24 protein-coding genes are annotated in these 24,548 nt (G+C 75.0%); 14 read left to right on the forward strand and 10 right to left on the reverse strand.

Annotated elements, in window-relative coordinates; genetic code table 11:
• Nucleotides 1-72: 72 nt before the first annotated feature.
• Nucleotides 73-1,134 carry a hypothetical protein gene (locus IE219_RS29295; RefSeq protein ID WP_189982970.1) on the reverse strand — a complete coding sequence of 354 codons (1,062 nt, stop codon included), beginning with the start codon at nt 1,132-1,134 and terminating at the stop codon, nt 73-75.
• A 40-nt stretch (nt 1,135-1,174) separates the two neighbouring features.
• Nucleotides 1,175-2,608 carry an amidase gene (locus tag IE219_RS29300; RefSeq protein WP_189982972.1) on the reverse strand — a complete coding sequence of 478 codons (1,434 nt, stop codon included), beginning with the start codon at nt 2,606-2,608 and terminating at the stop codon, nt 1,175-1,177.
• A gap of 149 nt (nt 2,609-2,757) precedes the next feature.
• On the opposite strand from IE219_RS29300, the gene IE219_RS29305 reads away from it, so the two are divergent.
• Both IE219_RS29305 and IE219_RS29310 read left to right on the forward strand, forming a co-directional pair.
• Nucleotides 2,758-3,405 (forward strand): TetR/AcrR family transcriptional regulator, encoded by a 648-nt coding sequence (locus IE219_RS29305; RefSeq protein ID WP_189982974.1) that lies wholly within the window; start codon nt 2,758-2,760, stop codon nt 3,403-3,405.
• 10 nt (nt 3,406-3,415) lie between these two features.
• Entirely contained in the window at nt 3,416-4,474 is a 1,059-nt protein-coding gene (locus IE219_RS29310) for a hypothetical protein (RefSeq protein WP_189982976.1), read from the forward strand.
• 9 nt (nt 4,475-4,483) lie between these two features.
• Here IE219_RS29310 and IE219_RS29315 read toward each other — a convergent pair whose 3' ends face one another.
• Nucleotides 4,484-5,698 (reverse strand): hypothetical protein, encoded by a 1,215-nt coding sequence (locus tag IE219_RS29315; RefSeq protein WP_189982978.1) that lies wholly within the window; start codon nt 5,696-5,698, stop codon nt 4,484-4,486.
• A 614-nt stretch (nt 5,699-6,312) separates the two neighbouring features.
• Here IE219_RS29315 and IE219_RS29320 point away from each other — a divergent pair.
• Nucleotides 6,313-6,975, forward strand: coding sequence for a restriction endonuclease (locus IE219_RS29320; protein ID WP_229850160.1), 663 nt, complete (start codon nt 6,313-6,315; stop codon nt 6,973-6,975).
• Here the strand turns inward: IE219_RS29320 and IE219_RS29325 are convergent.
• The gene (locus IE219_RS29325; protein WP_189982982.1) at nt 6,972-7,475 is read right to left on the reverse strand and encodes a nuclear transport factor 2 family protein; all 504 of its coding nucleotides are present in this window, start codon (nt 7,473-7,475) and stop codon (nt 6,972-6,974) included. The genes IE219_RS29320 and IE219_RS29325 overlap by 4 nt on opposite strands.
• Before the next feature lie 137 nt (nt 7,476-7,612).
• A complete protein-coding gene (locus IE219_RS29330) occupies nt 7,613-8,764 on the reverse strand; it encodes a DUF3103 family protein (RefSeq protein WP_229850162.1) in 1,152 nt (383 codons plus the stop codon).
• Nucleotides 8,765-9,209: 445 nt separating this feature from the next.
• On the opposite strand from IE219_RS29330, the gene IE219_RS29335 reads away from it, so the two are divergent.
• From IE219_RS29335 to IE219_RS29350, 4 genes are all read left to right on the forward strand, one after another.
• On the forward strand, nt 9,210-9,617 hold the full coding sequence (locus tag IE219_RS29335) for a YciI family protein (protein WP_189982986.1): 408 nt from the start codon (nt 9,210-9,212) through the stop codon (nt 9,615-9,617).
• A 143-nt stretch (nt 9,618-9,760) separates the two neighbouring features.
• A complete protein-coding gene (locus tag IE219_RS29340; protein ID WP_189983017.1) occupies nt 9,761-10,936 on the forward strand; it encodes an RNA polymerase sigma factor in 1,176 nt (391 codons plus the stop codon).
• Between the two features lie 144 nt (nt 10,937-11,080).
• On the forward strand, nt 11,081-11,629 hold the full coding sequence (locus IE219_RS29345) for an EF-hand domain-containing protein (RefSeq protein ID WP_189982988.1): 549 nt from the start codon (nt 11,081-11,083) through the stop codon (nt 11,627-11,629).
• A gap of 173 nt (nt 11,630-11,802) precedes the next feature.
• A complete protein-coding gene (locus tag IE219_RS29350) occupies nt 11,803-12,336 on the forward strand; it encodes an EF-hand domain-containing protein (RefSeq protein ID WP_189982990.1) in 534 nt (177 codons plus the stop codon).
• A gap of 19 nt (nt 12,337-12,355) precedes the next feature.
• On the opposite strand, the gene IE219_RS29355 is transcribed toward IE219_RS29350, so the two are convergent.
• The 4 genes from IE219_RS29355 to IE219_RS29370 form a co-directional block, all read right to left on the reverse strand.
• Nucleotides 12,356-13,282, reverse strand: a complete 927-nt coding sequence (locus IE219_RS29355; protein ID WP_189982992.1) for a class I SAM-dependent methyltransferase — start codon at nt 13,280-13,282, stop codon at nt 12,356-12,358.
• Nucleotides 13,279-14,367, reverse strand: a complete 1,089-nt coding sequence (locus tag IE219_RS29360; RefSeq protein ID WP_189983019.1) for a zinc-binding dehydrogenase — start codon at nt 14,365-14,367, stop codon at nt 13,279-13,281. Before IE219_RS29360 ends, IE219_RS29355 begins: the two co-directional genes overlap by 4 nt.
• Nucleotides 14,368-14,384: 17 nt before the next feature.
• The gene (locus IE219_RS29365) at nt 14,385-15,836 is read right to left on the reverse strand and encodes an aldehyde dehydrogenase family protein (protein WP_189982994.1); all 1,452 of its coding nucleotides are present in this window, start codon (nt 15,834-15,836) and stop codon (nt 14,385-14,387) included.
• Between the two features lie 223 nt (nt 15,837-16,059).
• The gene (locus tag IE219_RS29370) at nt 16,060-16,818 is read right to left on the reverse strand and encodes a (5-formylfuran-3-yl)methyl phosphate synthase (protein WP_189983020.1); all 759 of its coding nucleotides are present in this window, start codon (nt 16,816-16,818) and stop codon (nt 16,060-16,062) included.
• 374 nt (nt 16,819-17,192) lie between these two features.
• Here IE219_RS29370 and IE219_RS29375 point away from each other — a divergent pair, with 374 nt between their 5' ends.
• The 6 genes from IE219_RS29375 to IE219_RS29400 all read left to right on the forward strand — a co-directional run bounded on the left by IE219_RS29375 (nt 17,193) and on the right by IE219_RS29400 (nt 21,799).
• A complete protein-coding gene (locus IE219_RS29375; protein WP_229850165.1) occupies nt 17,193-17,504 on the forward strand; it encodes a hypothetical protein in 312 nt (103 codons plus the stop codon).
• Between the two features lie 164 nt (nt 17,505-17,668).
• Nucleotides 17,669-17,983, forward strand: coding sequence for a DUF6225 family protein (locus tag IE219_RS29380; RefSeq protein WP_189982996.1), 315 nt, complete (start codon nt 17,669-17,671; stop codon nt 17,981-17,983).
• A gap of 128 nt (nt 17,984-18,111) precedes the next feature.
• On the forward strand, nt 18,112-18,453 hold the full coding sequence (locus IE219_RS29385) for a PadR family transcriptional regulator (protein WP_189982998.1): 342 nt from the start codon (nt 18,112-18,114) through the stop codon (nt 18,451-18,453).
• Nucleotides 18,450-19,409, forward strand: coding sequence for a hypothetical protein (locus tag IE219_RS29390; protein WP_189983000.1), 960 nt, complete (start codon nt 18,450-18,452; stop codon nt 19,407-19,409). Before IE219_RS29385 ends, IE219_RS29390 begins: the two co-directional genes overlap by 4 nt.
• Before the next feature lie 38 nt (nt 19,410-19,447).
• Nucleotides 19,448-20,305, forward strand: coding sequence for a phosphatase PAP2 family protein (locus IE219_RS29395; RefSeq protein ID WP_189983002.1), 858 nt, complete (start codon nt 19,448-19,450; stop codon nt 20,303-20,305).
• A gap of 318 nt (nt 20,306-20,623) precedes the next feature.
• Entirely contained in the window at nt 20,624-21,799 is a 1,176-nt protein-coding gene (locus tag IE219_RS29400) for a macrolide family glycosyltransferase (RefSeq protein WP_189983004.1), read from the forward strand.
• 50 nt (nt 21,800-21,849) lie between these two features.
• Here IE219_RS29400 and IE219_RS29405 read toward each other — a convergent pair whose 3' ends face one another.
• Entirely contained in the window at nt 21,850-22,161 is a 312-nt protein-coding gene (locus tag IE219_RS29405; RefSeq protein WP_229850167.1) for a hypothetical protein, read from the reverse strand.
• Nucleotides 22,162-22,562: 401 nt separating this feature from the next.
• Between IE219_RS29405 and metG the strand changes: the two genes are divergently transcribed.
• Entirely contained in the window at nt 22,563-24,290 is a 1,728-nt protein-coding gene (gene metG, locus IE219_RS29410; RefSeq protein ID WP_189983008.1) for a methionine--tRNA ligase, read from the forward strand.
• The last annotated feature ends 258 nt before the right edge of the window (nt 24,291-24,548 follow it).

Consider the following 24,548-nt stretch of genomic DNA (forward strand, 5'->3'; position numbering starts at 1 on the left):
GTGCCCCGGCCGCACGCCGATCGCACGCACCGAACGACCCGGCCTGATCCGACGCGAATTATCAGACAGGCCCTAGAGCGTTTCCTTCGGATCGGGCCGGGTCCGGCCCGCCCAGTACGCGGTCCGCACCAGCCCCTCCTCGAAGTCCCGGCGCGGTAGGCGCAGTCCGAGGGACTCCTCCAGGGCGTGGAAGTACAGGGCGAAAGTGTCGGTCAGCCCGGGGTGGTCCAGTTCGGCGCGGCGCAGGGCCCGGTTGTGGAAGTCGAGCACGCCGCCCCTGATGTGGGGGGCCCGGCCGCGCTCGTACCAGATCAGCTCCAGCACGCTCTCCGGATCGTCGGAGACGAGCCGGCCGCCCCTCAGGTAGTCGAGGGTGTAGATGGCCTTCGCGGAGGTGGCGGACAGCCACACGCTCTCCTCGATGCCGAGCGCCGCGTACGCCTCCTTGTCGGCGAAGGCCCCCGGCGGGGAGTCGTGGTGCAGCAGGAACGTCCACTCGCCCTCCCGTCCGTAGGCGCAGCTCTCCCACTGGCGGTCCCAGTGGCTCCGGCCGCCGTCCTTTGCGAGCAGGTCCTTCAGCCGGGTGCCGGCCGCCACCTGCGCGGGATCCGCCCCGTACAGCAGGGCCAGCCGCTCGGGGTCCACGGTCCGGCCCGGCGCCGCCCGGTAGAACGCCAGGGTCGTGTAGGGCGCCTGCTCGTGCCAGGACTCGGCCACCCAGGCGAAGCCCTCCAGCGGGTCGCGCCCGCAGGCCGCCACCGTCCCGGGGTCGTCGAGACCGCCGTCGCGGAACCTCCTGCCCCAGGCCGGGTCGATCCGCCCCAGCGCGTCGGCGACCTCCTCCGGGCCGCCGCCGCGCCGGCGTATCGCGTGCTCGGCGAGCAGGTACAGCACCTGCGCGAGCTCACGGGCGACGAACTGCTCCTGGACGGCGGCGTACCGGCCGCGCACGGTCCCGTCCCCGGGCAGGAACAGGAACAGCCGGTCGTCGCCCTCCCCCTCCGCCAGGTCGGCCCACTCGTCCCACTCCTCCTCGGAGGGGGCGAAGGCCGGCGGCCCGGACTCCCGGAGAAGGGGGTGTCCGTCCGCCGTCCGGCGCCACGACTCCATGATCTCCCGCTCGGTGATCTTCATGCCGCCAGCATAGGAACCGGCACCGACAGCGCCCCCGGGCTCACCGGCCGGAGCGCGCCCCGCGCGGGTCGATCGGAGTGAGGACGCCCAGCCGGTCCTCGATCGCCCCGGCCGCGTCCAGGCACAGGTCCTCACGGAACGCGCGCCCCACGACCTGGACCCCCAGGGGGAGTCCGTCGGCCGTGCCGGTCGGCACGGCCACGGCGGGCAGGCCGGCGAAGCTGGTCGCGGTGCACAGCCGCATGCCCGCCCCGACCCGCTCGTGCCCGGCCCGGTCGCGGGACTCGAGACCCGGTGCGACCGGCGGCTCGGTGAACGACGGGCCGAGCAGCAGCGGATACGTGTCGAGGAACCCGGCCCACGCGCGGCGGACGCCCATCCAGGTGCCCGTCAGCCGCACCAGCTCGTCCGCGTCCGCCGGCGAGGTCCGCTCCATCGACATCCCGATGTACCGGTCCCCGCCCGGCCCGAGCAGCGTGCGCACCATCGGCCAGGCCGGGGCGAACTCGGTCATGACGATCCGGCCGTACGCGTCGAGCGCCTCGTCCAGCCGGGGCACGTCCGGCACCTCGCGCACGTCGTACCCGGCGTCGCGGAGCGCGTCGGCGGCGGTCTCCACGGCCTTGCGGACGGCCGGATGGACGCCGTGCCCGCCCGGGTCCGCGACCACCGCGACCGGGACCGGGCCGGGGAGCCGCGCGCCGTACGCGGGCACCGGCACGGCCCGGGGGTCGCGCGGATCGGTCCCGGCCAGCACCTCGTACGCCAGCCGCAGATCGGCCACGGTCCGGGCCAGCGGCCCGTCGGTGACCAGGAACTGGGAGGCGGGCCCGGGGTCGTCCGGGCCGAGGACGCGGTGGTCGGCCGGGAAGCGGCCGGTGGACGGCTTCAGCGCGGCCACGCCGCAGAAGTGGGCCGGGACGCGGAGCGAGCCCCCGGAGTCGTTGCCGAGCCCGAGCGCGGCCATGCCCGTCGCCACGGCGACCGCGTCGCCCCCGCTGGAACCGCCCGGAGTCACGGCCGGGTCCCACGGGTTGACCGTGTCGCCGAAGAGTTCGCTGCGGGTGTGCATCCCCGCCAGGATCAGGGTCGGCACGTTGCCGCGCCCGACGGGCACGGCGTCGGCGGCCCGCAGCCGCGCCACCGGCGGTGCGTCGTCCGGCGTCACCAGGTCGCGGAAGCGCTCCGCGCCGAACGTCGTCGGCACGCCCGCGACGGCGGTGCTCTCCTTCACCGTGAAGGGCACGCCCGCGAGCGGCCCCAGCGCCTCGCCGGCCGCCCTCCGGCGGTCGATCCGCCGGGCGGTCTCGCGGGCGGAGTCCGCCAGGACCCGCGTGAGCGCGTTCACGCGCGGGTCGGTCTCCGCGATGCGGTCGAGGTGGCTGTCGAGCAGTTCGACCGCCGAGACGTGCCCGCCGCGCACGGCCTGTGCCTGGGTCGTGGCCGGCAGTTTCCACAGGGCGTCCTCCGCCATGGTCTTCCTTCCCCTCCGACGTTCCGATGCGCTCGCATCGAAACCATGGCCGACACCGTACCCCGGTACCGATGCGGGTGCATCGAATAAACCGCGCCGTTGTTAAGGTGTGCCGCACGACGGCGGACGAGCGAGGGAGACGACCCGGGATGCCCAGACAGGTGGACCACGCGGGCCGCCGCCGCCTCATCGCGGAGGCCGTCTGCCGCCTCGCGGACGAGCACGGCCTCGAAGGCGTGACCCTCCGCGACGTCGCCGCCCGCGCCGAGGTCTCCATGGGCGCCGTCCAGCGCTGCTTCCGCACCAAGGAGGAGATGCTCGTCTTCGCCCTCGGGCACATCGGCGCCCGCATCGGCGAACGCGTCCGGGCCCGCCTCGTCCGCAGCCCCGCCCAGTCGGCCGGCACCACCCTCGGCCACGCCGTCGCCGAGGTCTCGCTCCTCGCCGAGGAGCACCGCGCCGAAGCCCGGGTCTGGCTCGCCTTCGTCGCCCAGGCGGCCGTCAGCGAGGCGCTCGCCGGGACGCTGCGCGCGTCGTACGCGGCACTGGAGGAGGCGTTCGCCCGCCTCGTCGCGGAGGCGGCCGGGGACGCCGGCCGCGCCGCCCCCCTCGACGCGCGCCGCAAGGCCCGCACCCTCCTCGCCCTCGCCGACGGCCTCACCGCCCACGTCCTCATCGGCCGCCTCACCCCCGACGAGGCGCACGGCCTCCTCCACGACCACCTGGCCGCCCTCTGGCCCCGCGTGACCGGGCCCGGCCCCGACGGCGGCAACCACCGCCCTCCGGACGGCACTTGAGGTCGTGACCATGAAACGGACCACGCCCCCGCGCCCGCTCGACGTCGAGGCCCTCTTCCCCGAGCTCGCCGCCCACCGGGGCACGACCACCCGCCTGCACCCGCGCCCCGGCCGCCCGGACGCGTCGCAGAGCTCCGTCGGCGGGCCGATGCTGTGGCCCGCCGACGAACCGTGGCCGGTCTGCACCGCCGCCCACCCCCGCGACCGCGGACGGCGCCCCGAGGACATCCGCCGGGAACGGGACCTCCTCGCCGAGGCCAGGAAGCGGGAGCCGTACGAGGGGCTGACCGAGGAGGAGCGGCGCCTCGTCGAGGAGTGGGACCGGACCCACCGGGTGCCGGGACCCGACGGCGCGAAGTCGGACGGCACGGAGCCGCTGCCCATGATCGGCCTCGCGCAGCTGTACCGCCGGGACGTCCCCGACCTGCCCGAGGGACCGGACGGCCACGACCTGCTCCAGGTGTTCTGGTGCCCCTTCGACGCCCACGGCCCCACCGGGTACGGCGTCTTTCTCCGGCTCCACTGGCGCGGAGCGGAGCGGACGGCGGCCGGGGAACTCCTGACCGAGCCGCCGTCACCGCCCGTCGTGGGATACCAGGGGTACGTCCCCGATCCCTGCGCGCTCCACCCGGAACGGGTCGTCACCTACCCCTTCGCGGGCCTCCTGCCCGAAGAGCTGCGCGACCGGATCGACGCCTGGGAGGAGGCCCTGGAGGAGGAGGCCGAGGAGCGGGAGGAGGAGACGGGGGAGGAGACCGACCCGGTCGGCTACCAGTACGACCTGTCGATCCCGCCGGGCTGGCGCGCGGGCGGATACGCCTCCTGGCACGCGACCGACCCGTCCCCGATGGACTGCCCGGCCTGCGCCGCCCCCATGCGCCTGCTGCTGACCGTCGACAGCTCCGAGTGGGACGGCGGGAGCGGCAGCTGGACCCCGGTCGAGGAGCGGGACCTGCCGCCCTTCCCGCACGCCCTGCCCACCGGGGTCACCGTCGGGAACCACGGCGAGCTCAACGTCTTCGCCTGCCCCGCCGACCCCGCGCACCCGCCCCGCTGGAGCGTGCAGTGACCCTTCCCCTCAGGGCGCCGCCAGCTCGTCCAGGGCCGCCACCCACAGGCCGGGCAGATCGGCCGCCCCCGCGAGCGACGGATCGTGGACGACCGTGACGCGGGCGGTGCCCGCCGTCCGGGTGAGGGAGAAGTAGCCGAGCATCCCGGGGCTGTTCAGGGCGAAGACGCCGCCGGCGAGCAGGGACGCGCCGAACACCCGGTAGGCGCCGTTCAGATGGACGCTGCTGGCGGCCAGCCGGAAGCCGGCCCGCTCCACCGTCCGGCCCAGCAGGCGCGGCGGGACGCGGCACAGGGCCCGCCAGCCGCCCTCCCGCAGTCCGGACTCCTTGTGGCCGAGGGACTGCGCGGCCACGTCCGCCAGCCGCCGCTCCGGCCGGGGCTCGCCGCACGGCAGCCGGACGATCGCCGGGAGCGCGGCGTTCCCCGGCGCGAGCCGGGCCGCCCCGGTGCGCACCGACATCGGCATCACCACCCGCAGGTCCCGCACCCGGCCCGCCCGCCGCCGCTGGGAGGCCGCGAGCGCGCCGGCCACCGACGCGAGGTGCACGTCGTTGACGCCCACCCCCCACCGCGCGGCCACCGCCCGCAGCCGCGCGTCCGGGACGTCCGCGTACGCCATGGCCGCCGGCCCGCTCGGCACTGCCTCCGACCCGGCCGGGACCGTCCGGCGCACGGACGGCCTGCCGAACGGCTGCCCGCGCAGCCACCCGGCGGAGGAGCGCCCCGGCACGGGACGGTAGGGGTACGGCCCGGTGACGGGCCCGTCCGCGAGCAGCGCGGCCAGCAGGTGCGCCGCGCCGACGCCGTCGGTGACGGCGTGCTCGACGCGGAAGCACAACCGCTGCACCCCCGCGCTCCGGCAGCCCAGCAGCCGCAGGTCCCAGCCGGGCACCAGAAGCCCGGAACCCGGGCGGTCCGGTGCCGGGCGGCCGGGCAGCGGCCGGGCCAGGGCCGCGTCGGTCGCCTCCGCCAGCCGGCCGTCCGCCCGCGCCTCCCCGCCGACGTGCAGGCCGGCGTCGGGCGGTGCGGTACGGGTCCACGCGCGCGCCCCGGGGACCGCCGCGACCCCCAGCGCCGCCAGCCCGTGCGCCCGCTCGGCCACGCGGGCCCGCAACGCGTCGAGAGTGAACGATTCGGCGGGGAAGTCCAGCACGTGGCCGACCATGAACGGGGCGGGCCCCCGGGCCGAGACGCGCGCCAGCGCGCGGTCCAGCGCGTTCATCTCCCCCACCGGGGCGACGGCCCTCCCGGCACAGGCCCCGCCCGCGCCCACCGAACTCTCCGACACCATCCCGGACCGCACGAACCACCTCGTATCCTCACGTCCGTTCGATACACGGAACCCCTTGTCGAACGAGCCACGGGACCAAGGGACACGGGAGGCCGGGAACAGGCTTCCAGCCGGGAGAACGGGCGTCCGAACGGCAACCGGACAGCGTCCGGCGGAGTTCCCGCCAACGTCCGCCGACCGGCTGCGCCCCCGCCCCGCGATCCGCTCCACTGGTCCGGCAGCCGCGCGGGACGCGGACGGACGGGAACGGCGGGAGCGGATTCCGGCATGGAGACGACCGGCACACGACCGACCACCCGAGCCCGCCCCCACCCTCCCGGCCCCGACGCCCCCGACCGCGGCGGCTTCGGGCCCGACGCGCCCGGCCCCGAGGCCGTCAGGGCCACGTGCCGCTTCGCGGGCGGCCGTGCGGGAGCCCGTACATGAGCGCGCGCCCCCGCCCCGGCGGCCGTCGCCGCCCGGCCCCGCGCCGCCCGCGCCCCGCTCCCCGTACGGGCTCCGCTTCCCGCCCGCGCCCCGCTTCCCGTACGGGCTCCGCGTCCCGCGTGGGCGGGTTCGTCCGCAGGGTCCGGCGGGCCTCGGCGCCCGAACTGCTGGCCCTCCTCCTGCTGGCCGCCCTGCTGCTGAGCCTGGCGGCCGACGCGCTGCGGTGGCTCGCCGCGCACCCGTGGATCCCGGCCCTCCTGGCGCTCGCCGGGGCGGCGGCCGGCGCCGCGTGGGCGCACCAGCGCCGCGAGGCCGCCCGCCGGAACCGGCTGCGGGAGCGCGGACTGCGGTACGCGCTGCCGTCGATCGACGCCCTCCACCACCGCCAGTTCGAGGAGGCGGTACGGGACCTGATGCGCCGTGACGGCTGCCCCCGGGCCGACCGGGTCGGCGGCGCGGGGGACAACGGCGCCGACGTGAAGGCCACCGACCCCTTCGGCCGCCTCTGGGTCATCCAGTGCAAGCACCGCGCGGCCGGCCGGGCGGGCGCCCCGGTCGGCACCCCCGACCTGCACGTCCTCAACGGCACCGGACGCCCCGTCCACGGGGGCGACGTCGTCGTCCTGGTCACCAACGGCCGCTTCACGGGCCGGGCCGTCGACTTCGCCCGCTCCCAGCGCCTCCACCTGGTCGACCGCGACCTCCTCGCCCGCTGGGCCGCCGGCTCCGCCCCGCTCTGGGAACTCCTCGGCACGATCCCCTCCCCGCGCCGCCCCGACTAGTCGGCGGCGCCGTCCGGCAGGCGCGGGGGAGTGCCCCGGGTCCACACCACGCGCAGCGCCGTGGCGGAGATCCGCCAGCCGTCGGCCGTCCGGACCAGCTCGCTGTCCGTGTGTCCGGCGGAGACGAACAGGCCGTCCGAGCCGTCCGCCAGGATGTGCGTGCTCAACTGGGCGCCCCGGGCGGTGGCCCGGTCGCCGTCCACCTCGACGGTGAGGCCGGTGCCCAGGTGCACGGTCCGGTCGAACAGGGCCATCCCCCGCCGGATCCGCTCCAGGACGGCGGCCCGGCCGCGCACGGTCCCGATCGGCATCTCCGCGGTGACGTCCTCGGTGTGGAAGGCGCGGGCCCACTCCTCGTCGAAGACCCCCTCGTCCAGGGAGAGCAGGTAGCGGCCCATCAGATCGGTGATCTCGGCGCGGTCGGTCAGCATCCGCACCCGCCGCAGCGTCTCGTCGGCGTCCGTGTCCGTGTGCGTACTGGTGTACGTGTCAGTGTCCATGGCGAAAGCCTCGTTCCTCAAGCAAGGTTGAGGTCAAGCCCCCTTCCCGGAAGTCCTCGGAAGTCCTCGGAACCGCCGGAACCGTGGGAACCGCCCCCGGTCGCGGAGGGTCGCGCTCCGCGGCCGGGGGCCGTACGTCAGAGCGCGGAGACGTAGTACCGCTCGACCGTCATGCGGGCGTTGGCGGCGGCGCCGACCCGGCTGCCGGCGGTCTCCCGGGCCAGGGTGTAGAAGGAGTCGACGTAGTCGGGGTCGTCGGTCCACCACGAGGCGGGCATGGCGTCCACGATCGCGTCGACGAGCGGGATGTACGCGCCCTGGTCGGTGACGGTCAGCAGGACCGCGGCGAGGGCCTTGGCGAGCGAGGAATAGTTGGTGTCCCCGTCGTCCTCCATCAGGACCACGTCGGCCAGGCTGTACTTGTAGTTCGACCAGTTGACCAGGATCTGGTTCGGGTAGTACGTCGTCCCCGCGTCGTCGAGGTACGGCATGGTGACCGTGTCGACGCGGACCTTGCCGTCCGTCCCGAAGCCGGTGACCAGGCTGAAGATCTCGGCGCTGCTCTTGAACCAGGGCTCCTTGACGTCCCCCACGCTGATCGACTTGATCCGCGTCGTCCAGAAACCGGCGGCGGCGCCGGAGGAGGAGACCGTGGCGGGGGCGGCCGGAGCGGTGAGCCCCCGCGCGGCGAGTTCCCCGTCGATCACCCGCAGGCCGGCGGCGAGCGCCGCCTCCCCGTCGACGCCGACGACGTAGACCGGCCGGTCCGGCGCCTTTGCCGCGTCCAGCTCGTGCGCGTTGCCCGCGCTGTCGTACGCGACGACCACCTCGGCGTCCTCGTCGGCGGGCGCCGACGCGACCAGCGGCTCCGCGTCCGCGAGCGCGGCCGCGTCCACCGCCCGCCCGACGAGGCCCACCCGCAGCAGGGACGGCGTGCCCGCGCCGAGCCCCTTCGCCTCGGCGACATCCGCCTCGGCCCCGGCCAGCACCGCCCGGAACCGCTGGGCGGACGCGCTGCGGGACTTCCCGCTCAGGGTCATCAGGTCCACGTCCTCGCCCGCCAGGGCGGCCTTCGCGACCTGCCGGTCCCACGTCGGCTCGCCGAGCGAGCGGGCCAGGGCGCGCGCCGTCGCCGCCTCGATCGCGGCGACCGGCGAACCCGGGGCGGGCGCCGCGACCGGGCGGGCGGACGCCCCGGCCGCCACCGCGGTTCCCTGGAGGGTGGTCAGGGCGAGGGCGCCCAGGGCGAGTCCGGTGAGTGCCGCGCGGAGCTGTCTTCCAGCGAACAAGTCGTCCTCCAGAAAAGGGCGTTGCCCGGATCCGGGCATGCCGGGAACACCGCCGCGCGGTCGCGCGGCGGGCGTGTTCGTGCAGGTGCGGCGTCATTCTGGAGGACCCGCGTCTACGCGGATAGACCTCCTCTCGGCGATTGGTGGACAGTGGTGCCGGAGTGCCGGGAATGTTCTTGCGGAAAGAAGCGGCAAAGGGTCGACAGGCCGCATCCCGTACGGGCGGAGCCACGGCTTTTCGCCCCGTACGGCTCGGCCGCCCCGGCCCGCCCGCCGCCGTTCCGTACGATCACTCCCTGATGTGCCCCCGTGACACACGGTCCCGAACGGCCCGCCGTGCGAAACGATCCGGGAAAAGTCGGCGAACCGTGTCGAGAACCCGCGCCCCGCTCCGTCCCAGGGGTGAGCGCGACCGCGAGGGGTCGTACGAGCGAGGAGAACGATCATGGCCAAGTACCTGCTGCTGAAGCACTACCGAGGCGCCCCGGCCGCGGTCAACGACGTGCCGATGGACCGCTGGACCCCCGAGGAGATCGCGGCCCACATGCGGTACATGAACGACTTCGCGGCCCGGCTGGAGAAGACCGGCGAGTTCGTCGACGGCCAGGCGCTCGCCCCCGAGGGCACGTGGGTCCGCTACGACGGCGAGGGCCGCCCGCCGGTCACCGACGGACCGTTCGCCGAGACCAAGGACCTCATCGCCGGCTGGATGGTCATCGACGTCGACGACCACGCCCGCGCGGTCGAACTCGCCGGCGAACTGTCCGCCGCCCCCGGCGCGGGCGGCGAGCCCATTCACGAGTGGCTCGAACTGCGCCCCTTCCTGACCGAGCCGCCCGTCATCACGGAATGACCCCGCACGGGGCACCGGAGTACGGGATGCCGGAGCGCGGAACGGCACCGCGCGGAACGAGGCCGCAGGGAACGGCATCGCACGGAACGACACCGAACGGAATGGCACCGGACACCATGGCACCGCACGGAACGATGCCCCCGATCGACGAATCCCTGCTCAGGAGCCTCACCCCGGAGGTGCTCGCCGCCCTCGTCCGCCGCGGAGCCGACTTCGCGGCGGCCGAGGACGCCGTGCAGGACGCCCTCGTCGAGGCGGTCCGGGTCTGGCCGGCCGACCCGCCCCGGGACCCGAAGGGCTGGCTGGTCACCGTGGCCTGGCGCAAGTTCCTCGACGCGGCCCGCGCCGACACCGCCCGGCGGCGGCGCGAGGACCGCGTGGAGGAGGAACCGGCGCCCGGCGCCGTGCCCGGCGCGGACGACACCCTCCAGCTGTACTTCCTGTGCGCTCACCCGTCCCTCACCCCCGCCTCCGCCGTCGCGCTCACGCTGCGCGCCGTCGGCGGCCTGACCACCCGGCAGATCGCCCGCGCCTACCTGGTGCCCGAGGCGACGATGGCGCAGCGGGTCAGCCGGGCCAAGCGCACCGTCTCCGGCGTGCGCCTCGACCGCCCCGGCGACGTCGCCACCGTGCTGCGCGTCCTCTACCTCGTCTTCAACGAGGGCTACTCCGGGGACGTCGACCTCGCCGCCGAGGCCATCCGGCTCACCCGGCAGCTCGCCGCGCGGGTCGACCACCCCGAGGCGGCCGGACTGCTCGCCCTCATGCTCCTCCACCACGCCCGGCGCCCCGCCCGCACCGACCCCGACGGCTGCCTGGTGCCGCTCGCCGCGCAGGACCGCACCCGATGGGACACCTCGGCCATCGCCGAGGGCATCGGGATCCTCCAGCGGGCCCTCGCCCGCGACCGCCTGGGCGAGTTCCAGGCCCAGGCCGCCATCGCCGCCCTCCACGCCGACGCGCCCACCGCCGAGGAGACCGACTGGCCGCAGATCGTCGAGTGGTACGACGAACTGGTCCGCCTGACCGACAGCCCGGTCGTCCGGCTCAACCGCGCGGTCGCCGTCGGCGAGGCCGACGGGCCGCGGGCCGGCCTCGCGGCCCTCGCCGCGCTGGACGACACCCTGCCCCGCCACACCGCCGCCGCGGCCTACCTCCACGAACGCGCCGGCGACGTGGAGACGGCGGCACGGCTGTTCGCCGAGGCGGCCCACCGGGCGACCAACCTCGCCGAACGCGACCACCTGACCCGCCAGGCCGCCCGGCTCCGCGCCCACCGCCCCGCCGGCCAGAGGGGCACGGATCACCCCGGCGGGTGACCCCTCCCGTTCAAACGGGGCGCGCGAAGCACCCGGCGCGCGGGCGGCGACCATCCGCGCCCCCGCGCACCACCGGACGCCGTTGGGGCGCGGACGCCTGCGGGCAGGATCGCCCAGGACCCCGACAGAACAGAAAGGCCCCCCGTGGCGAGTCAGTTCCAGCACGACAAGTTCCTCGACATGTTCCAGGCGTTCGACGCCGACGGGAACGGCTACCTCGACGAGCGCGACTTCCAGGCCCTCGCGGAGCGCTGGCGGGCCCTGCCCCGGGTCCGGCCGGGCTCCGAACTCGCCGGACGCGTGGACACCGTCGTACTGGGCTGGTGGGACCACCTCGCCACCCACGTCGACACGGACCACGACGGCAGGGTCGACATGGACGAGCTCCTCACCATGGTGGACATGCTGCACACCATGCGCGAGGTCGTCGCCGCGACCGCCGAGACCATCTTCGACGCCGTCGACGAGAACGGCGACGGCCGCATCTCGCCCGAGGAGCACCAGCGGCTGGTCGACACCTGGCACGGCCGCAGCGTCGACACCACCGGCGTCTTCGAACAACTCGACCGGGACGGCGACGGCTACCTCAGCCGCCCCGAGTTCACCGCGCTGTGGATCGAGTTCTGGATCAGCGACGACCCCGCCGACCCGGGCAACCAGCTCTGCGGCCCCGTCCCCACCACCCGCACCTGACACCGCCCGACCGGTGGCCCCCGGTCCCGGCGCCCCGCCGCTCCCGGCACCCTCACCCGTCCCGGTGGTGCGGGGCGCCCCGCCGTCACGTTCCGTGCCCCGCCGCCGTTGACGGGGGAGCACGCAGTGAACCAGGCCCGCCGCGACGGGCCGCGCGAGACAGGTGTACAGACATGCGAACCGAGGCCGCCCAGCGGATCGAGCTGGTCTTCTCCCTCTTCGACGCCAACGGCAACGGGGTCCTCGACTCCGAGGACTTCGACCTCATGGCGGACCGCGTCGTGAAGGCGGCCGCCGCGTCGGACGACGACGCCAAGGCGGCCATCCGGGCCGCCTTCCGCCGCTACTGGAAGACGCTCGCCACCGAGCTGGACGCCAACGGGGACGGCGTGATCAGCGTCGAGGAGTTCCGCCCCTTCGTGCTCGACCCCGAGCGCTTCGGCCCCACCGTCACCGAGTTCGCCGAGGCCCTCTCGGTCCTCGGCGACCCCGACGGCGACGGCCTGATCGAGCGCCCGCTGTTCGTCGACCTGATGACGGCGATCGGCTTCGAGGAGCCCAACATCCACTCCCTCTTCGACGCCTTCGAGCCCGACGCCGAGGACCGCGTCACCGTCACCGCCTGGGCCGTCGGCATCAAGGACTACTACGCCCCGGACAAGGCCGGGATCCCGGGCGACCGGCTGGTGACCGTCCCCACCGCCTGACCCGGGCCGCGCCCGCCCGTCACCGGCCGCGCTTGTGCGCGAACACCCAGCGGTTCCCCTCCAGCGCGTCGTTCGGCTCGGGGAGGGGACCGCGCCCGTGCCGGAGCGTGAACCCGAAGGGGGTGCACGTCGAGACGGACCAGCCCGCGGCGGTCAGCGCCCCCGCCGAGTCGGGACGCGGCCCCAGGTCGAAGAGGCGGAGCAGGTCGATCCCGATCCGCTCCCGCGTCGCCGTGTAGATCGAGCTGTCGCGGTACGCCAGCAGGTCCTTCTCCAGCTTCACCTCGAAGGCCAGCGAGCCGCCCCCGGCGGTCAGCCGGTCCACCGTGCCGAGGAGGCCCGTCTCGACCGGCCCCGGCAGGTAGAACAGCAGGCCCTCGGCCAGCCAGACGCTTGGCGCGGCCGGGTCGAAGCCGGCCGAGGTCAGCGCCCCGGCCCAGTCGTCGCGCAGGTCGACCGGCACGGTCACCCGCCGCGCCCGGGGGACCGCCGAAAGGTCCGCGAGCACCCCCTCCTTGAACGCCAGGACGCCCGGCCGGTCGATCTCGTAGACGACGAGGCCGGGCGGCCAGTCCAGCCGGAAGGCCCGGCTGTCCAGGCCCGCGCCCAGCAGCACCACCTGGCGGGCGCCCGTGCCGGTCGACCGGAGCAGGAAGTCGTCGAGGACCCGGGTCCGCAGGCCGAAGTAGCGGGCGAACCGCCCCCACAGCGGGTCGCCGTCCCCGGCCGGGACCTGCCGGGGCCGTACCGGCCACCGCGCGGACACCGGCGCGGCCCGCACGAAGTGCTCCGCGTAGACGTCCCGGGCCAGGCTGTCCGGACGGTGGGTCTCGATCGCCCGCGCCGCGGCCACCAGCAGGGCGGTCAGCCCCACGCCCCCCTCCACGCCCGCGGCGCGTACCCCGCCCGCCGCGTCCTTCGTGTCCTCCGTGCGCGTCTCGCTCATCGGCTTCCTCCCTCGGGGATCAGGACGGGTTTGACCACGAGGCCCGCCTCGCAGTCGCGCTCGGCCTCGTTGACCTCGGACAGCGGATAGGTGCGGATCAGCCGGTCGAAGGGGAACCGCCCGGCCTGCCACAGCCCGGTCAGCCGGGGGATCAGCAGTCCGGGGACCGCGTCCCCCTCGCAGATGTGGCGGACGGAGCGGCCCCGGTCCAGCGTCCCGGGTTCGAGCGGCAGCACGCCGGGCAGCCGGGCCACCAGGCCGAGGGTGCCGGTGGGGCGCAGCGCCCGCAGCGCGTCGTTGACCAGCTCCGGCGAGGCCGTGGTGTCGAGCGCGTACCGCGCGCCGCCGTCGGTCAGCCGCCGGATCCGGTCGGGCAGCCCGGCCGTCCCGGCGGGCAGCGGGACCGCGCCGAACCGCTCGGCCAGGGCCAGCCGCCGGGGATGCCGGTCGACGGCCACGACCGGCGCGCCGGCGGCCCCGGCCGCCATCACCGCCGCCAGCCCCACCGCCCCCGCGCCGAGGACGACGAGCGGATCGCCGGGCCCGGCCCGGAAGGAGTTCAGTACGGCCCCGGCGCCGGTGAGGAAGCCGCAGCCGAGCGGCCCGAGCAGCGCGAGGGGCAGCGCGGGATCGACCCGGACGGCGTTGCGGGCCCGCACGAGCGCGTACCGGGCGAACGACGACTGGCCGAACCAGCGGGGCGCCAGCGCGTCCCCGGCCGCGTCGGTGAACCGGGGCGGATGCTCCGGGCGCCCGCCGAAGAGGTTGAGGGCGGCGAACGAGTCGCAGTAGGCGGGGGCCGCGCCCCGGCAGGCGGGGCAGTCCCCGCAGGAGTCGAAGCTCAGCACCACGTGGTCGCCGACCCCGATCGCACCGCCCGGCCCGTCGCCCGCCGCCACCACGATCCCGGCCCCCTCGTGACCGAGGACCGCCGGCAGCGGGCTGCGGCCTGCCGACCGCCGGACCGCCAGGTCGGTCCGGCACATCCCGCAGCCCGCGATCTCCACCAGCAGCTCACCGGGCCCCGGCTCCCCGGACAGGGCCACCTCCTCGACCGCGAACGGCCCCTCGTACGAGCGCAGCACGGCCGCGCGGAACCTCGTCACGGCTCCTCCCTGGGGCGGTGGACGACGAACGGCCGGAGGTTCCCGTAGAACCCCCACGGCCCGCCCGCGACGCCGACGCCGCTCTCCTTGACGCCCGCGAAGGGCTGGGCGAGGGACAGCTCGGCATGGTGGTTGATCCAGGCCGTGCCGCATTCGAGCCGCTCCGCCACCGCCCCGGCCCGGTCGAGGTCGGTGCCCCACACCGAGCCGCCCAGGCCGAAACCGGTGCCGTTGGCCGCGGCGACGGCCTCGTCGAGGCTCCGGTACGGCAGCACGGGCAGGACCGGCCCGAACTGCTCCTCGGTCACCACCGGACTGCCGGGCGGGACGCCGGTGAGGACGGTGGGCGCGAAGAAGTACCCCGGCCGGTCCAGCCGCCGGCCCCCGGCCGCGGCCCGCGCGCCGTCCGCGAGGGCCCGCTCGGTGACCCGCTCGACCCGGGCCAGCTGGGCGGCGTTGTTGACCGGCCCCAGCCGGGTGCCCGGGGCGAGACCGGGGCCGACGGCGACGCTCCGCGCCCGCTGTGCGAGGGCCTCGACGACTTCGGCGTGCAGCCGGGCCGGCACGTACACCCGCTTGACCGCCATGCAGACCTGACCGCAGTTGCGGAACGCGGCCCAGAACAGCCGGTCCGCGATCCGGTCCACCTCGACGTCGTCCAGCAGGACGGCCGCGTCGTTGCCGCCGAGCTCCAGGGTGACCCGCGCCAGCGAGTCCGCCGCGGCCCGCGCGACCGCCCGCCCGGTCGGCACCGAGCCGGTGAAGGTGACGTGGCGGATCCCCGGGTGGGAGGCGAGCCGGGCGCCGAGGGGCTCGTGGCCGGTGACGACCGTCAGGACGCCCTCGGGGAGCGCGGCGGCGAGGACGGCGCCGAGCGCGCGGGTGGCGAGCGGCGTGAACGGCGACGGCTTGAGGACCATGGTGTTGCCCGCCGCCAGCGCGGGCGCGAACTTCGCCGCCGCGAGCTGGAGCGGGAAGTTCCACGGGACGATCGCGGCGACGGGCCCGAGGGACCGCCAGCGGACCTCGCTGTCCACCGGCCGGCCGTCGTCGATCCGCCGGGTCCTGGGAGCCAGCCCGGCGAAGTAACGCAGCCGGGCCGCCGTGCGGGCGACCTCCGCCGCCGACTCGGCGAGCGGCTTGCCCTGCTCCCGGGTGAGCAGCCGGGCGAGGTCGTCGCCGGCCGCCTCCACGGCGTCGGCCGAGGCGAGCAGCGCGGCGGTACGGGCGGCGGGGTCGGCCCGCCAGCCGTACCAGGCCCGCCGGGCCTCCTCGACGACACCGTCCAACGCGTCCGGCCCCTGGTCGGGCGCCTCGGCGAACACCTCCCCGGTGGCCGGGTCGACGACACCGAACCGCCCCTCCCGCCGCCGACCGCCACCGACCGGGGGAGCCGCCCGCCGCGCGGGCCGGGGACCGGGGCGGGAATCGGGCCGGGAGACGGACACGGGATCGAGCCGGGAGCCGGGGACGGGCCGGGAGCCGGATACGGGATCGAGCTGGGAGCCGGGGACGGGCTCGGACCGGGAGCCGGAGACAGGGCCGGTACGGGAGTCGGGGCCGGCATCGAGGCCGGGATCGACCCCGGAGCCGGAGCCCGGAGGGAGGCCGGTACGGGAATCGGGCCGGGGACCGGGTAGGGGTACGGGCGCGGACGTCGGCATCCCGGCGTCAGCTCGCGGCGGCGGCGACGTCGGCCGCGTACTCGCGCGCCTGCCGGTCCATCTCGGCCCGGAAGGCGGCCACCAGGTCCGGCCTGATCCTTCCCGCGTCGCGGTCGCCGCCCTGGCAGACCGCCCCGCGCACCCCCACGATGTCCGTGCCCATACGGGTCAGCGCCCCGAGGTCGGCCTGCCGGACGCTGCCCGCGAGCGCGGCGAGCAGATCGGCCGCGTGGGCGCGCCGGACGAACTCGGCGCAGACGTCCGGCGGCAGGTGGTCGAACAGCCGCGTCCCGTCCTTCACGGCCGTGTCGAGCATGGCCGCGTCGGCACCGGACCGGGCGGCGATGTCGGGGACGGAGAGCGGGTTGACGCAGCCGACGCGGTGCGCGTCGGCGTAACCGGAGGCGACCACCAGGGCCTCCGGACGGTGGTCCTTCACGGCCCGGACGACCGCCCGCATCACCTCGACGCCCTGCTCGGGCGTCGTACACCCGTAGAGGCCGACCTTGATGTACGTGGCGCCGGAGACCACCGCGCCGAGCGCGGCCTGCGCGACCGTGCCGGGCTTGTACGGGACGTCCCCGACGGTCGCGGAGACCGGCTTGTCCGCCGGGACCGCGTCCCGGACCTCCCTGATGACCCAGGGGAAGTTGGCGCCGAGCGACCCCTCGGCGGGCCTCTTCACGTCCACGATGTCGAGGTGTTCCGCCGCCTTCGCACAGTCGAGGGCCTCTTCGACGCCGTCCGGGGAGATGAGAAGCAACACCATGAGCTCCTTCCGCCGCACGCCCGCCCGTCCGTGGGACGCGGGACAGGGGGGTGCGGATCGCCTGGTTCATGTGCGGTGCGCTCATCATTTCCGCCGCCCCCGCGCGCCGGTAGAGCGCGCGGAGTGCCCGAGGGGCGCTCACGCCGCGCCGAATGCGCCGCGTGCACCGGCGTAAGCCGGAGCACAGGCTCTCTTTCTCAGGCGGGACCTGCCCGGGACCCGCCCGGTGCGAGGACGGCAGCGGAACGGCCCCGAGATTTCCGGCCCCCGGCATGACCGGCCGCCGCCGGGCCCGGTGACAATGCGGCTGTCTTCGGCCCGGTCCGCGCTCCGCGCACCGGGCCCCGCGGAACGGGGAAGGGAGCGACGCCATGGGATGGGTCGTGGGAACGGGCGCGGTCATGGGACTGCTGGTGATCACCCTGGGCGTCGCCGCCCTCCGGACGGGCTGGGTCCTGCCCGTCTCCCGACGGCACGTCACCCGCCCCCGCCTCTACGGGGCCGGCGCCCTGGTCCTCGGCGCCTCGCTCCTGCTGCCGGGCCTCTCCGCCCTGCGCCTGCTGCCCGGTGTCTCGGAGGAGACCCGCCTCCTCGGCGGAACCGGCCTCCTGCTCGCCGGTCTGCTCCTGCTCCTCGTCAGCCAGCTGTCACCGCTCCACCGCGACCGGCGAAGCACCCTGTAGAAAACGCCGCCCCGCCCGCCGCCCCGCCAGCCACCGGGCACCGGCGGCGGGCCCTCGGCCAGGATGCCAGGACCAGGCGGAACAGGAAGTCCCCGCTCAGCTCCCGGCGGGTACGTACTCAGGCGACCGTCCCCGGCGGAACGGGAGGGGGATAGCCTCCGCGCATGGCAGAGAGCGAAGCGGAGAAGAAGGAGCACCGGCCCCTCGTCTGGACGGCGGGCCGGCTGCGGGAAGCGCTCAGGGACGTCCCCGACGACGCCCTCGTGCACATCGCCGTCGCGCCGGTCCCCGGCGCCCTCGACTACGACGACCGGGTCCTGATCGGATACGGGGCCGCGACGCTGGTCCGCCCGGCGACCGACGAGGAACCGGCACGGACCGAGATCGAGCACACCCTGTTTGCGGACTGGCCGGCCGGCGCCTACGAGAACACCTACCCGTGGGCCGACGACGGCGGGCAGGGCTGCGACGACGAGTAGCGCGAATGAGGACCGCCCGCCGCACGGGTCCGCCCCGTATCCGTGCGGAGGACGGGTGTCGGCCATGTCACCCTCTCCGAGCCACCTGTCTGAAAAAGATACTTCGTGCGTCGATATATGCTCGCTCCATGACGCGACCGAACCCGTCCCTGACGGAACCGCAGTACTTCATCCTCGCCGCGCTCCTGGACGGCCCCCTGCACGGCTACGGCATCATCAAGGCCGCCGAGCAGGCCACCGGCGGCCGGCTCCGCATCGCCGTCGGCACCCTCTACGGCGCACTGGAGCGGCTGGAACGCGCCGGCCTCGTCACCCCCGGCGAAGAAGAGATCGTCGACGGCCGGGCACGCCGCTACTACCTGCTCACCGAGGAGGGCACCGCCGCCCTCGACCGGGAGGCGCTGCGCATGCGGCAGGCGGCGGCCGTCGTCCTCGGCCGCACCCGGGACACCGGGGTGGCCCCCGCGTGAACCGCCTGCTGCTCGCCGCCTACCCCAAGGAACACCGCGCCCGGCAGGGGGACGAACTGCTGGCCTGCCTCGCCGAGGCGTACCCCGGCCGCTCCTGGCCCCCGGCCCGCGAGGTCGCCGCCCTGACGCGCGCCGGAGTACAGGCCCGCGCCCGCGCCGTCGTCGACGACACGGCCCGGCCCTGGTGGCTGGACGGCATCCACCTGGCCGCCCTCGTCCTCGCCGCCCTGGCCCTCGTCCCGTACCTCCAGGACGTCTGGCACTGGGCGCTGCGCATCGACCCCGGCACACACGCCATCGCCTTCCGCTTCTCCGGCTGGTACCCCTGGGCGGAGGGCGAGGGCGGCAGGACCCGGCTGCTGCCCTACGGACTGCTCCCGCTGGTCTGCCTCCTCGCACTGCTGCGCGGCAAGGCGTGGATCGCCCTGCCCGCCGCCGCGACGATGATCTACGCGGGCGCCTCCTTCCACCACAGCACGCTCTTCGGCGACGAGGGCAAGGCCGGCCTCGGCTACTACGGCCTCGGCGCCCCGATCACCGCCCGCGACCTGGTCCTGTCCGCGACCCTGTGCGCCGCCTGCGCCGTACTGGCCCTCTGCCGCCCCGGCCGCCTGCGCCGCCACTCGTACCGCTGGCTGCTCCCCCTCCTGCTCGCCCTCTTCGTCGCCGGCGGCCTGCACGTCATCGCCGTCAGCCCGTCCTTCCAGCGCGGCATGTTCCTCCTGGAGATCGCCGGACTGCTCACCGCGTGGGTGGCGACGGCGGCCACCGGCGACCACCGCTGGCTGATCCCCGTCGCGGCGTTCGCGTTCGTCCGCGTCCAGGCGATCGTCGTCCAGCCGGACGGATTCATGCGGTCCCTGCCGGACCTGGTCGTCCTCCTGCTCCTCGTCGCCCCCCTCCCGGCCCTGGCCATCGCCGCCCAGCGCCGCCAGGACCGCGCCCTCCTCGGCTGAGCCACCCGCCCCGCCCCTCCCGCAGACAGAGAAGAACGATGTCCCAGCACGACCTCCTGACCCCGACCGGGCCCACCGCCCCGGCACCCCGGACGGCTCCGGCGGCCCGGTCGTGGCTCCCGGCCCCGCTCCACCTCCTGGCGTTCCTGGCGCTCTACCTGCTCGCGGTCTGCACCCCCTTCGGACAGCGGGCGGAGAACGCCCTGCTCGACGGCGACGCCGGCGCCGGACCCGCCTGGATCTACGACCTCTCGGGCGCGGTCTACGGCTCCACGCCCCTGCCGCCCCTCGAACACAGCGCCATGCCCACCCTGCTCGCGGGCCTCGCGCTCATCGCCGCCGTCACCGTGGTCCGGCGGCGCTGGTGGCAGGGGTGCGCGGCGCTCGGGGTCGTCGTGGCCACGATCGGTGCCAAGGAGGTCACCCGGACGCTCCTGCCCCGCCCCGACCTGGTGGGCGCGAGCGACCTGCTCACCGAGGCGAGCTTCCCCAGCGGACACGCCGCCGTGCCCGCCGCCCTGGCCCTCGGCACCGCCCTCATCGCCTCCCCGAGGCTGCGCCCCTACGTCCTCACGGTCGGCACCCTGTGGTTCGCCGTCACCGCCGCCGCCGTCCAGGCCACCTACCACCACCGGCCCAGCGACGTCCTCGGCTCCGCCCTCCTGGCCTGCGCCTGCTACGCCCTCGCCACCCGTCTGCTGCCCCCGACCGGCGAACCGGCCCCCGCGCACCCCCGCGCCCTGCCCGCCGTCGCCCTGGCCCTCGCGGCGATCGGCGCACTCCTCGCCGGAGCCCGCGACGACTCCCTCGTACAGTCGCTGACGTTCGCGGCGGCGGGCTTCCTGAGCGCGGCCCTGCTCCACTTCACGGCGACCCGGCACGCCCCGCGCCCCTGAGCCCCCCACACCCTCCCCGGGAGAACGCCCACGCGATCCCGTCCGACCCGACCGACCGGGCCGGGCGGGATCCCGGCGTCTCGGGGCACACCCGCCCGGCCCCGCCGGAGAAAACCGCTCGTGGGCCTCCCCGGCGGTGGGGTACGGTCACGGGCATGTTCTTCATGCAGCAGATCTACGGCTGACGACACGGCAGGGAAGCGGCCCCCCGCCTCCCCTCCCCGCACGCCCCGCGCCCCCGCGACCGAGACCCTCGGCGGGGGCGGCGCACGGGCCTGCCCGTCCTTCCAGACCGAGACCTGAAGCGAGCGAACACCCATGTCACGTCGCCGTGCCCACATCGCGATGGCCGGAATCCCCGCCGTCAGCCACATCCGCCCCAGCCTGGACGTCATCCGCGAACTGGTGGCCCGAGGCCACCGGGTCACCTACGCCAACGACCCCGCGGTCGCCGACCTGATCACCGCGACCGGCGCCGAACTCGTCCCCTGCGCCTCGGTCCTGCCGGTCGCCGACAACGACTGGCCCGAGGACCCCGTCGCCGCGATGGACCTCTTCCTCGACGACGCCGTCCAGGCGCTGCCCCAGCTGCGCGCCGCCTACCGGGACGACCCGGCGGACCTGTACCTGTACGACATCGGGGCCTACGCCGCCCGCGCCCTCGCCGAGGAGCAGGGCCGGCCCCTCGTCCAGCTGTCCCCGACGTTCGTGGCCTGGGAGGGGTACGAGGAGGAGATCGGGGCCCACCTGCGCGCCCTGCCCGGCGCCGACGCCCACCGGGCGAAGTTCGCGCGGTGGCTCGCCGCCTGCGGGGCGTCCACCACCGACGTGGACGCCTTCTCCGGGCGCCCGCCGCGCTGCCTGGCCCTGATCCCCGGCGCGATGCAGCCGCACGCCGACCGGGTCGACACCGACACGGTGACCTTCGTCGGCCCCTGCTTCGACCCGCGTACGGAGACAGGCGACTGGACCCGTCCCGCCGGAGCGGAGAACGTCCTGCTGGTCTCCCTGGGCTCGGCGTACACCCGGCAGCCGGAGTTCTACCGCCAGTGCCTGGCGGCGTACGGGGACCTCCCCGGCTGGCACGTCGTCCTCCAGATCGGCCGGCACACCGACCCGAAGGAACTCGGCGGGATCCCGGCCAACGTCGAGGTCCACCCCTGGGTCCCGCAGCGCGCGATCCTGGAGGACGCGGACGCCTTCGTCACCCACGCGGGCATGGGCGGCTGCGGCGAAGGACTCCGGGCGGGCGTCCCGATGATCGCCGTGCCCCAGGGCGTCGACCAGTTCATGAACGCCGACCGGCTCGTGGAACTGGGCGTCGCCCGCCGTGTCGACACCGGCGAGGCCACGGCCGAAACCCTCAGGGCGGCCTTGCTCGACCTGACCGGCGACCCGGAGGTCGCCCGCCGCTCGGCCCGCCTGAGCGCCGCCACCCGCACCGAGGGCGGCACCGCGCACGCGGCCGACCTCATCGAGGCCCTGCTGCCCTGACCCGACCGCCGGCCCCGCCCCTGTCCCGGGCGGGGCCGGCGGTGTCTCGGCTACGGCGTGACCACGCGGTAGCTCAGCGCCTGCCCGGGCAGGTTGCTCTGGGCCAGCGAACCGCTGGCCCACGCCCAGGAACCGCCGCACCCGGCCTGCGGGTAGAGCACCAGGGACGCGGAGCCCGAGGCGATCTGGACCGAGGAGACCGGGTCCGCCAGCGTGTGGCACGTACCGAAGTCACCGAGGTCGGCCTCCGTCACGGCACCCGTTCCGTTCGTCCCGCCGTAGAGGTGGCCGCCCAGCCGCAACGGCGGCCAGCCGGCGGCGTGCGCCGTCCCGGCGCCGATGCCGATCAGAGCCGCCGTCATGACCGCGGCAGCGGCGGCACCGCGCTTCCTCGCTCGGGAAGAGACCATGTACCCCATCTTTCCGTGTGCGGGCGGAGCCGGGCAGGCGCCGCCGTGTCCGTCCGGTCGGATGCATCCGGAACAAGATTCTTGCAGGTTCAACCAATCGTGGGGAGGGTGCGGGCGGACCCGCTTCCGCACGGCGATCGTTTCCGGACAGGAGCTTCCGGTTCGTCCCCGCCCCGGCGATCCCTCGGGGAAAAAACGGTGCGAGCGACGCGCGGTGCCTTCGATACGATGCCGACGGCCTGCGGAGACCGCCCGTCGCCCCCATCCGACGCCGTCGTCCCCCGCCGCCTCCCGAACAGGGCCCGCCGTGGCAGCGCCACCGGCGCCGTACGTACGAAATGGAGCATCCGAGGATGACCCGCCACCTGGTAACCAGCGCGCTTCCCTACATCAACGGGATCAAGCATCTGGGCAACATGGTCGGGTCGATGCTCCCGGCGGACGTGTACTCCCGGTACCTCCGCCGGCGCGGTCACGACGTCCTCTACATCTGCGCCACCGACGAGCACGGCACCCCCGCCGAGCTCGCCGCCAAGGAGGCCGGACTGAGCGTCGCCGACTTCTGCGCGCAGGCGCACGACGCGCAGAAGGCCGTGTACGACGGCTTCGCCCTGGCCTTCGACCACTTCGGCCGCAGCTCCTCCCCGCAGAACGCCGAGATCACCCAGCACTTCGCGCGCAGGCTCCACGAGAACGGCTTCATCGAGGAGCGCGCGATCCGCCAGGTGTACTCGCCGGTCGACGGCCGCTTCCTGCCGGACCGGTACGTGGAGGGCACCTGCCCGCACTGCGGATACGACAAGGCCCGCGGCGACCAGTGCGAGAACTGCACCCGCGTCCTCGACCCGACCGACCTGATCGACCCGCGCTCGGCGATCAGCGGCTCCACGGACCTGGAGGTCCGCGAGACCAAGCACCTCTTCCTGCTGCAGTCCAAGCTCCAGCACGAGGTCGAGGAGTGGATCGCCACCGTCGGCGACCAGTGGCCGCACCTGTCCACCTCCATCGCCCGCAAGTGGCTGACCGAGGGCCTGAACGACCGCGCCATCACCCGCGACCTCGACTGGGGCGTCCCCGTCCCCGCCGACACCTGGCCGGAGCTCGCGGCCGAGGGCAAGGTCTTCTACGTCTGGTTCGACGCCCCCATCGAGTACATCGGCGCGACCCGCGAATGGGCGGACGCCGCCGCCGACGGCGAGACCCGCGACTGGAAGTCGTGGTGGTACGAGGCGGACGACACCGTCCACTACACCCAGTTCATGGCGAAGGACAACGTCCCCTTCCACACCGTGATGTTCCCGGCGACCGAGATCGGCGTCCGCGAACCGTGGAAGAAGGTCGACGTCGTCAAGGGCTTCAACTGGCTCACCTACTATGGCGGCAAATTCTCCACCTCGCAGAAGCGCGGCGTCTTCACCGACGCGGCCCTCGACATCCTCCCCGGCGACTACTGGCGCTATTTCCTCATCGCCAACGCCCCCGAGTCCGACGACTCCTCCTTCACCTGGGAACACTTCACCGCCACGGTCAACAAGGACCTCGCCGACACCCTCGGCAACTTCGTCAACCGCGTGCTCTCCTTCTCCCGCAAGCGATTCGGCGACGAGGTCCCCGCCGGCCACCCCGCCGGAGAGGCGGAGGCGAAGCTGGGGGAGGGCATCGCCCAGCTGCTCGCCGAGTACGAGGAGCACATGGAGGCCCTCCAGTTCCGCAAGGCCGCAGCCGCCCTGCGCGCCCTGTGGTCCGCGGGCAACTCCTACCTGGAGGAGAAGGCCCCCTGGCTGGAGATCAAGACCGATCCCGAGGGCGCCGCGCTCACCCTGCGCACCGCGATGAACCTCATCCACCTGTACGCGGTCGTCTCCGAGCCCTTCATCCCGACGTCGGCCGCCGCCATGCGCGGGGCCTTCGCCCTGGCGGACGACACCGCGACCTGGGTGACCGCCGCCCAGGCCACGTCCCTGGACACCGTCCCGGCCGGCACCGCCTTCATCGTGCCCCCGGTCCTCTTCGCGAAGATCACGGAAGAAGACCTGGCCTCCTACCGCGAACGCTTCGGCGGCAGCCCGACCACGGCCTGAGCCGGCCGTCCCCCTACGAGGCCCCTCGGCCCCTCCCGCGAGGGAGGGGCCACCCACGGGGACCCGAGTTGACATGGGATGACGTGCTCCGTAGTGTTCTCCGAGTTGTCACGGAGCCGGAACGGTTCTGCGGCAGCCACTCCGCCGCGTCAGCGGCACCTCAATCCAGCACGGCCTCCCTCCCGGGATGAATTTCGGCATGCCGAAATTCAATTCGAAAGGCTCGATTATGAGCCGGTCGGGGAATCCGCTAAGGTT

Source organism: Streptomyces termitum, assembly GCF_014650175.1.
Classification (GTDB): Bacteria; Actinomycetota; Actinomycetes; order Streptomycetales; family Streptomycetaceae; genus Streptomyces; species Streptomyces termitum.

Excerpts from the sequence above, each read along its gene's own strand:
- IE219_RS29350 (WP_189982990.1), top strand. The coding sequence starts at position 11,803 with ATGCGAACCGAGGCCGCCCAGCGGATCGAGCTGGTCTTCTCCCTCTTC.
- metG (WP_189983008.1), top strand. The coding sequence starts at position 22,563 with ATGACCCGCCACCTGGTAACCAGCGCGCTTCCCTACATCAACGGGATC.
- IE219_RS29315 (WP_189982978.1), bottom strand. The coding sequence starts at position 5,698 with ATGAACGCGCTGGACCGCGCGCTGGCGCGCGTCTCGGCCCGGGGGCCC.
- IE219_RS29295 (WP_189982970.1), bottom strand. The coding sequence starts at position 1,134 with ATGAAGATCACCGAGCGGGAGATCATGGAGTCGTGGCGCCGGACGGCG.
- IE219_RS29305 (WP_189982974.1), top strand. The coding sequence starts at position 2,758 with ATGCCCAGACAGGTGGACCACGCGGGCCGCCGCCGCCTCATCGCGGAG.
- IE219_RS29395 (WP_189983002.1), top strand. The coding sequence starts at position 19,448 with ATGTCCCAGCACGACCTCCTGACCCCGACCGGGCCCACCGCCCCGGCA.
- IE219_RS29355 (WP_189982992.1), bottom strand. The coding sequence starts at position 13,282 with ATGAGCGAGACGCGCACGGAGGACACGAAGGACGCGGCGGGCGGGGTA.
- IE219_RS29310 (WP_189982976.1), top strand. The coding sequence starts at position 3,416 with ATGAAACGGACCACGCCCCCGCGCCCGCTCGACGTCGAGGCCCTCTTC.
- IE219_RS29380 (WP_189982996.1), top strand. The coding sequence starts at position 17,669 with ATGGCAGAGAGCGAAGCGGAGAAGAAGGAGCACCGGCCCCTCGTCTGG.
- IE219_RS29300 (WP_189982972.1), bottom strand. The coding sequence starts at position 2,608 with ATGGCGGAGGACGCCCTGTGGAAACTGCCGGCCACGACCCAGGCACAG.
- IE219_RS29400 (WP_189983004.1), top strand. The coding sequence starts at position 20,624 with ATGTCACGTCGCCGTGCCCACATCGCGATGGCCGGAATCCCCGCCGTC.
- IE219_RS29325 (WP_189982982.1), bottom strand. The coding sequence starts at position 7,475 with ATGGACACTGACACGTACACCAGTACGCACACGGACACGGACGCCGAC.
- IE219_RS29405 (WP_229850167.1), bottom strand. The coding sequence starts at position 22,161 with ATGACGGCGGCTCTGATCGGCATCGGCGCCGGGACGGCGCACGCCGCC.
- IE219_RS29335 (WP_189982986.1), top strand. The coding sequence starts at position 9,210 with ATGGCCAAGTACCTGCTGCTGAAGCACTACCGAGGCGCCCCGGCCGCG.
- IE219_RS29375 (WP_229850165.1), top strand. The coding sequence starts at position 17,193 with ATGGGATGGGTCGTGGGAACGGGCGCGGTCATGGGACTGCTGGTGATC.
- IE219_RS29385 (WP_189982998.1), top strand. The coding sequence starts at position 18,112 with ATGACGCGACCGAACCCGTCCCTGACGGAACCGCAGTACTTCATCCTC.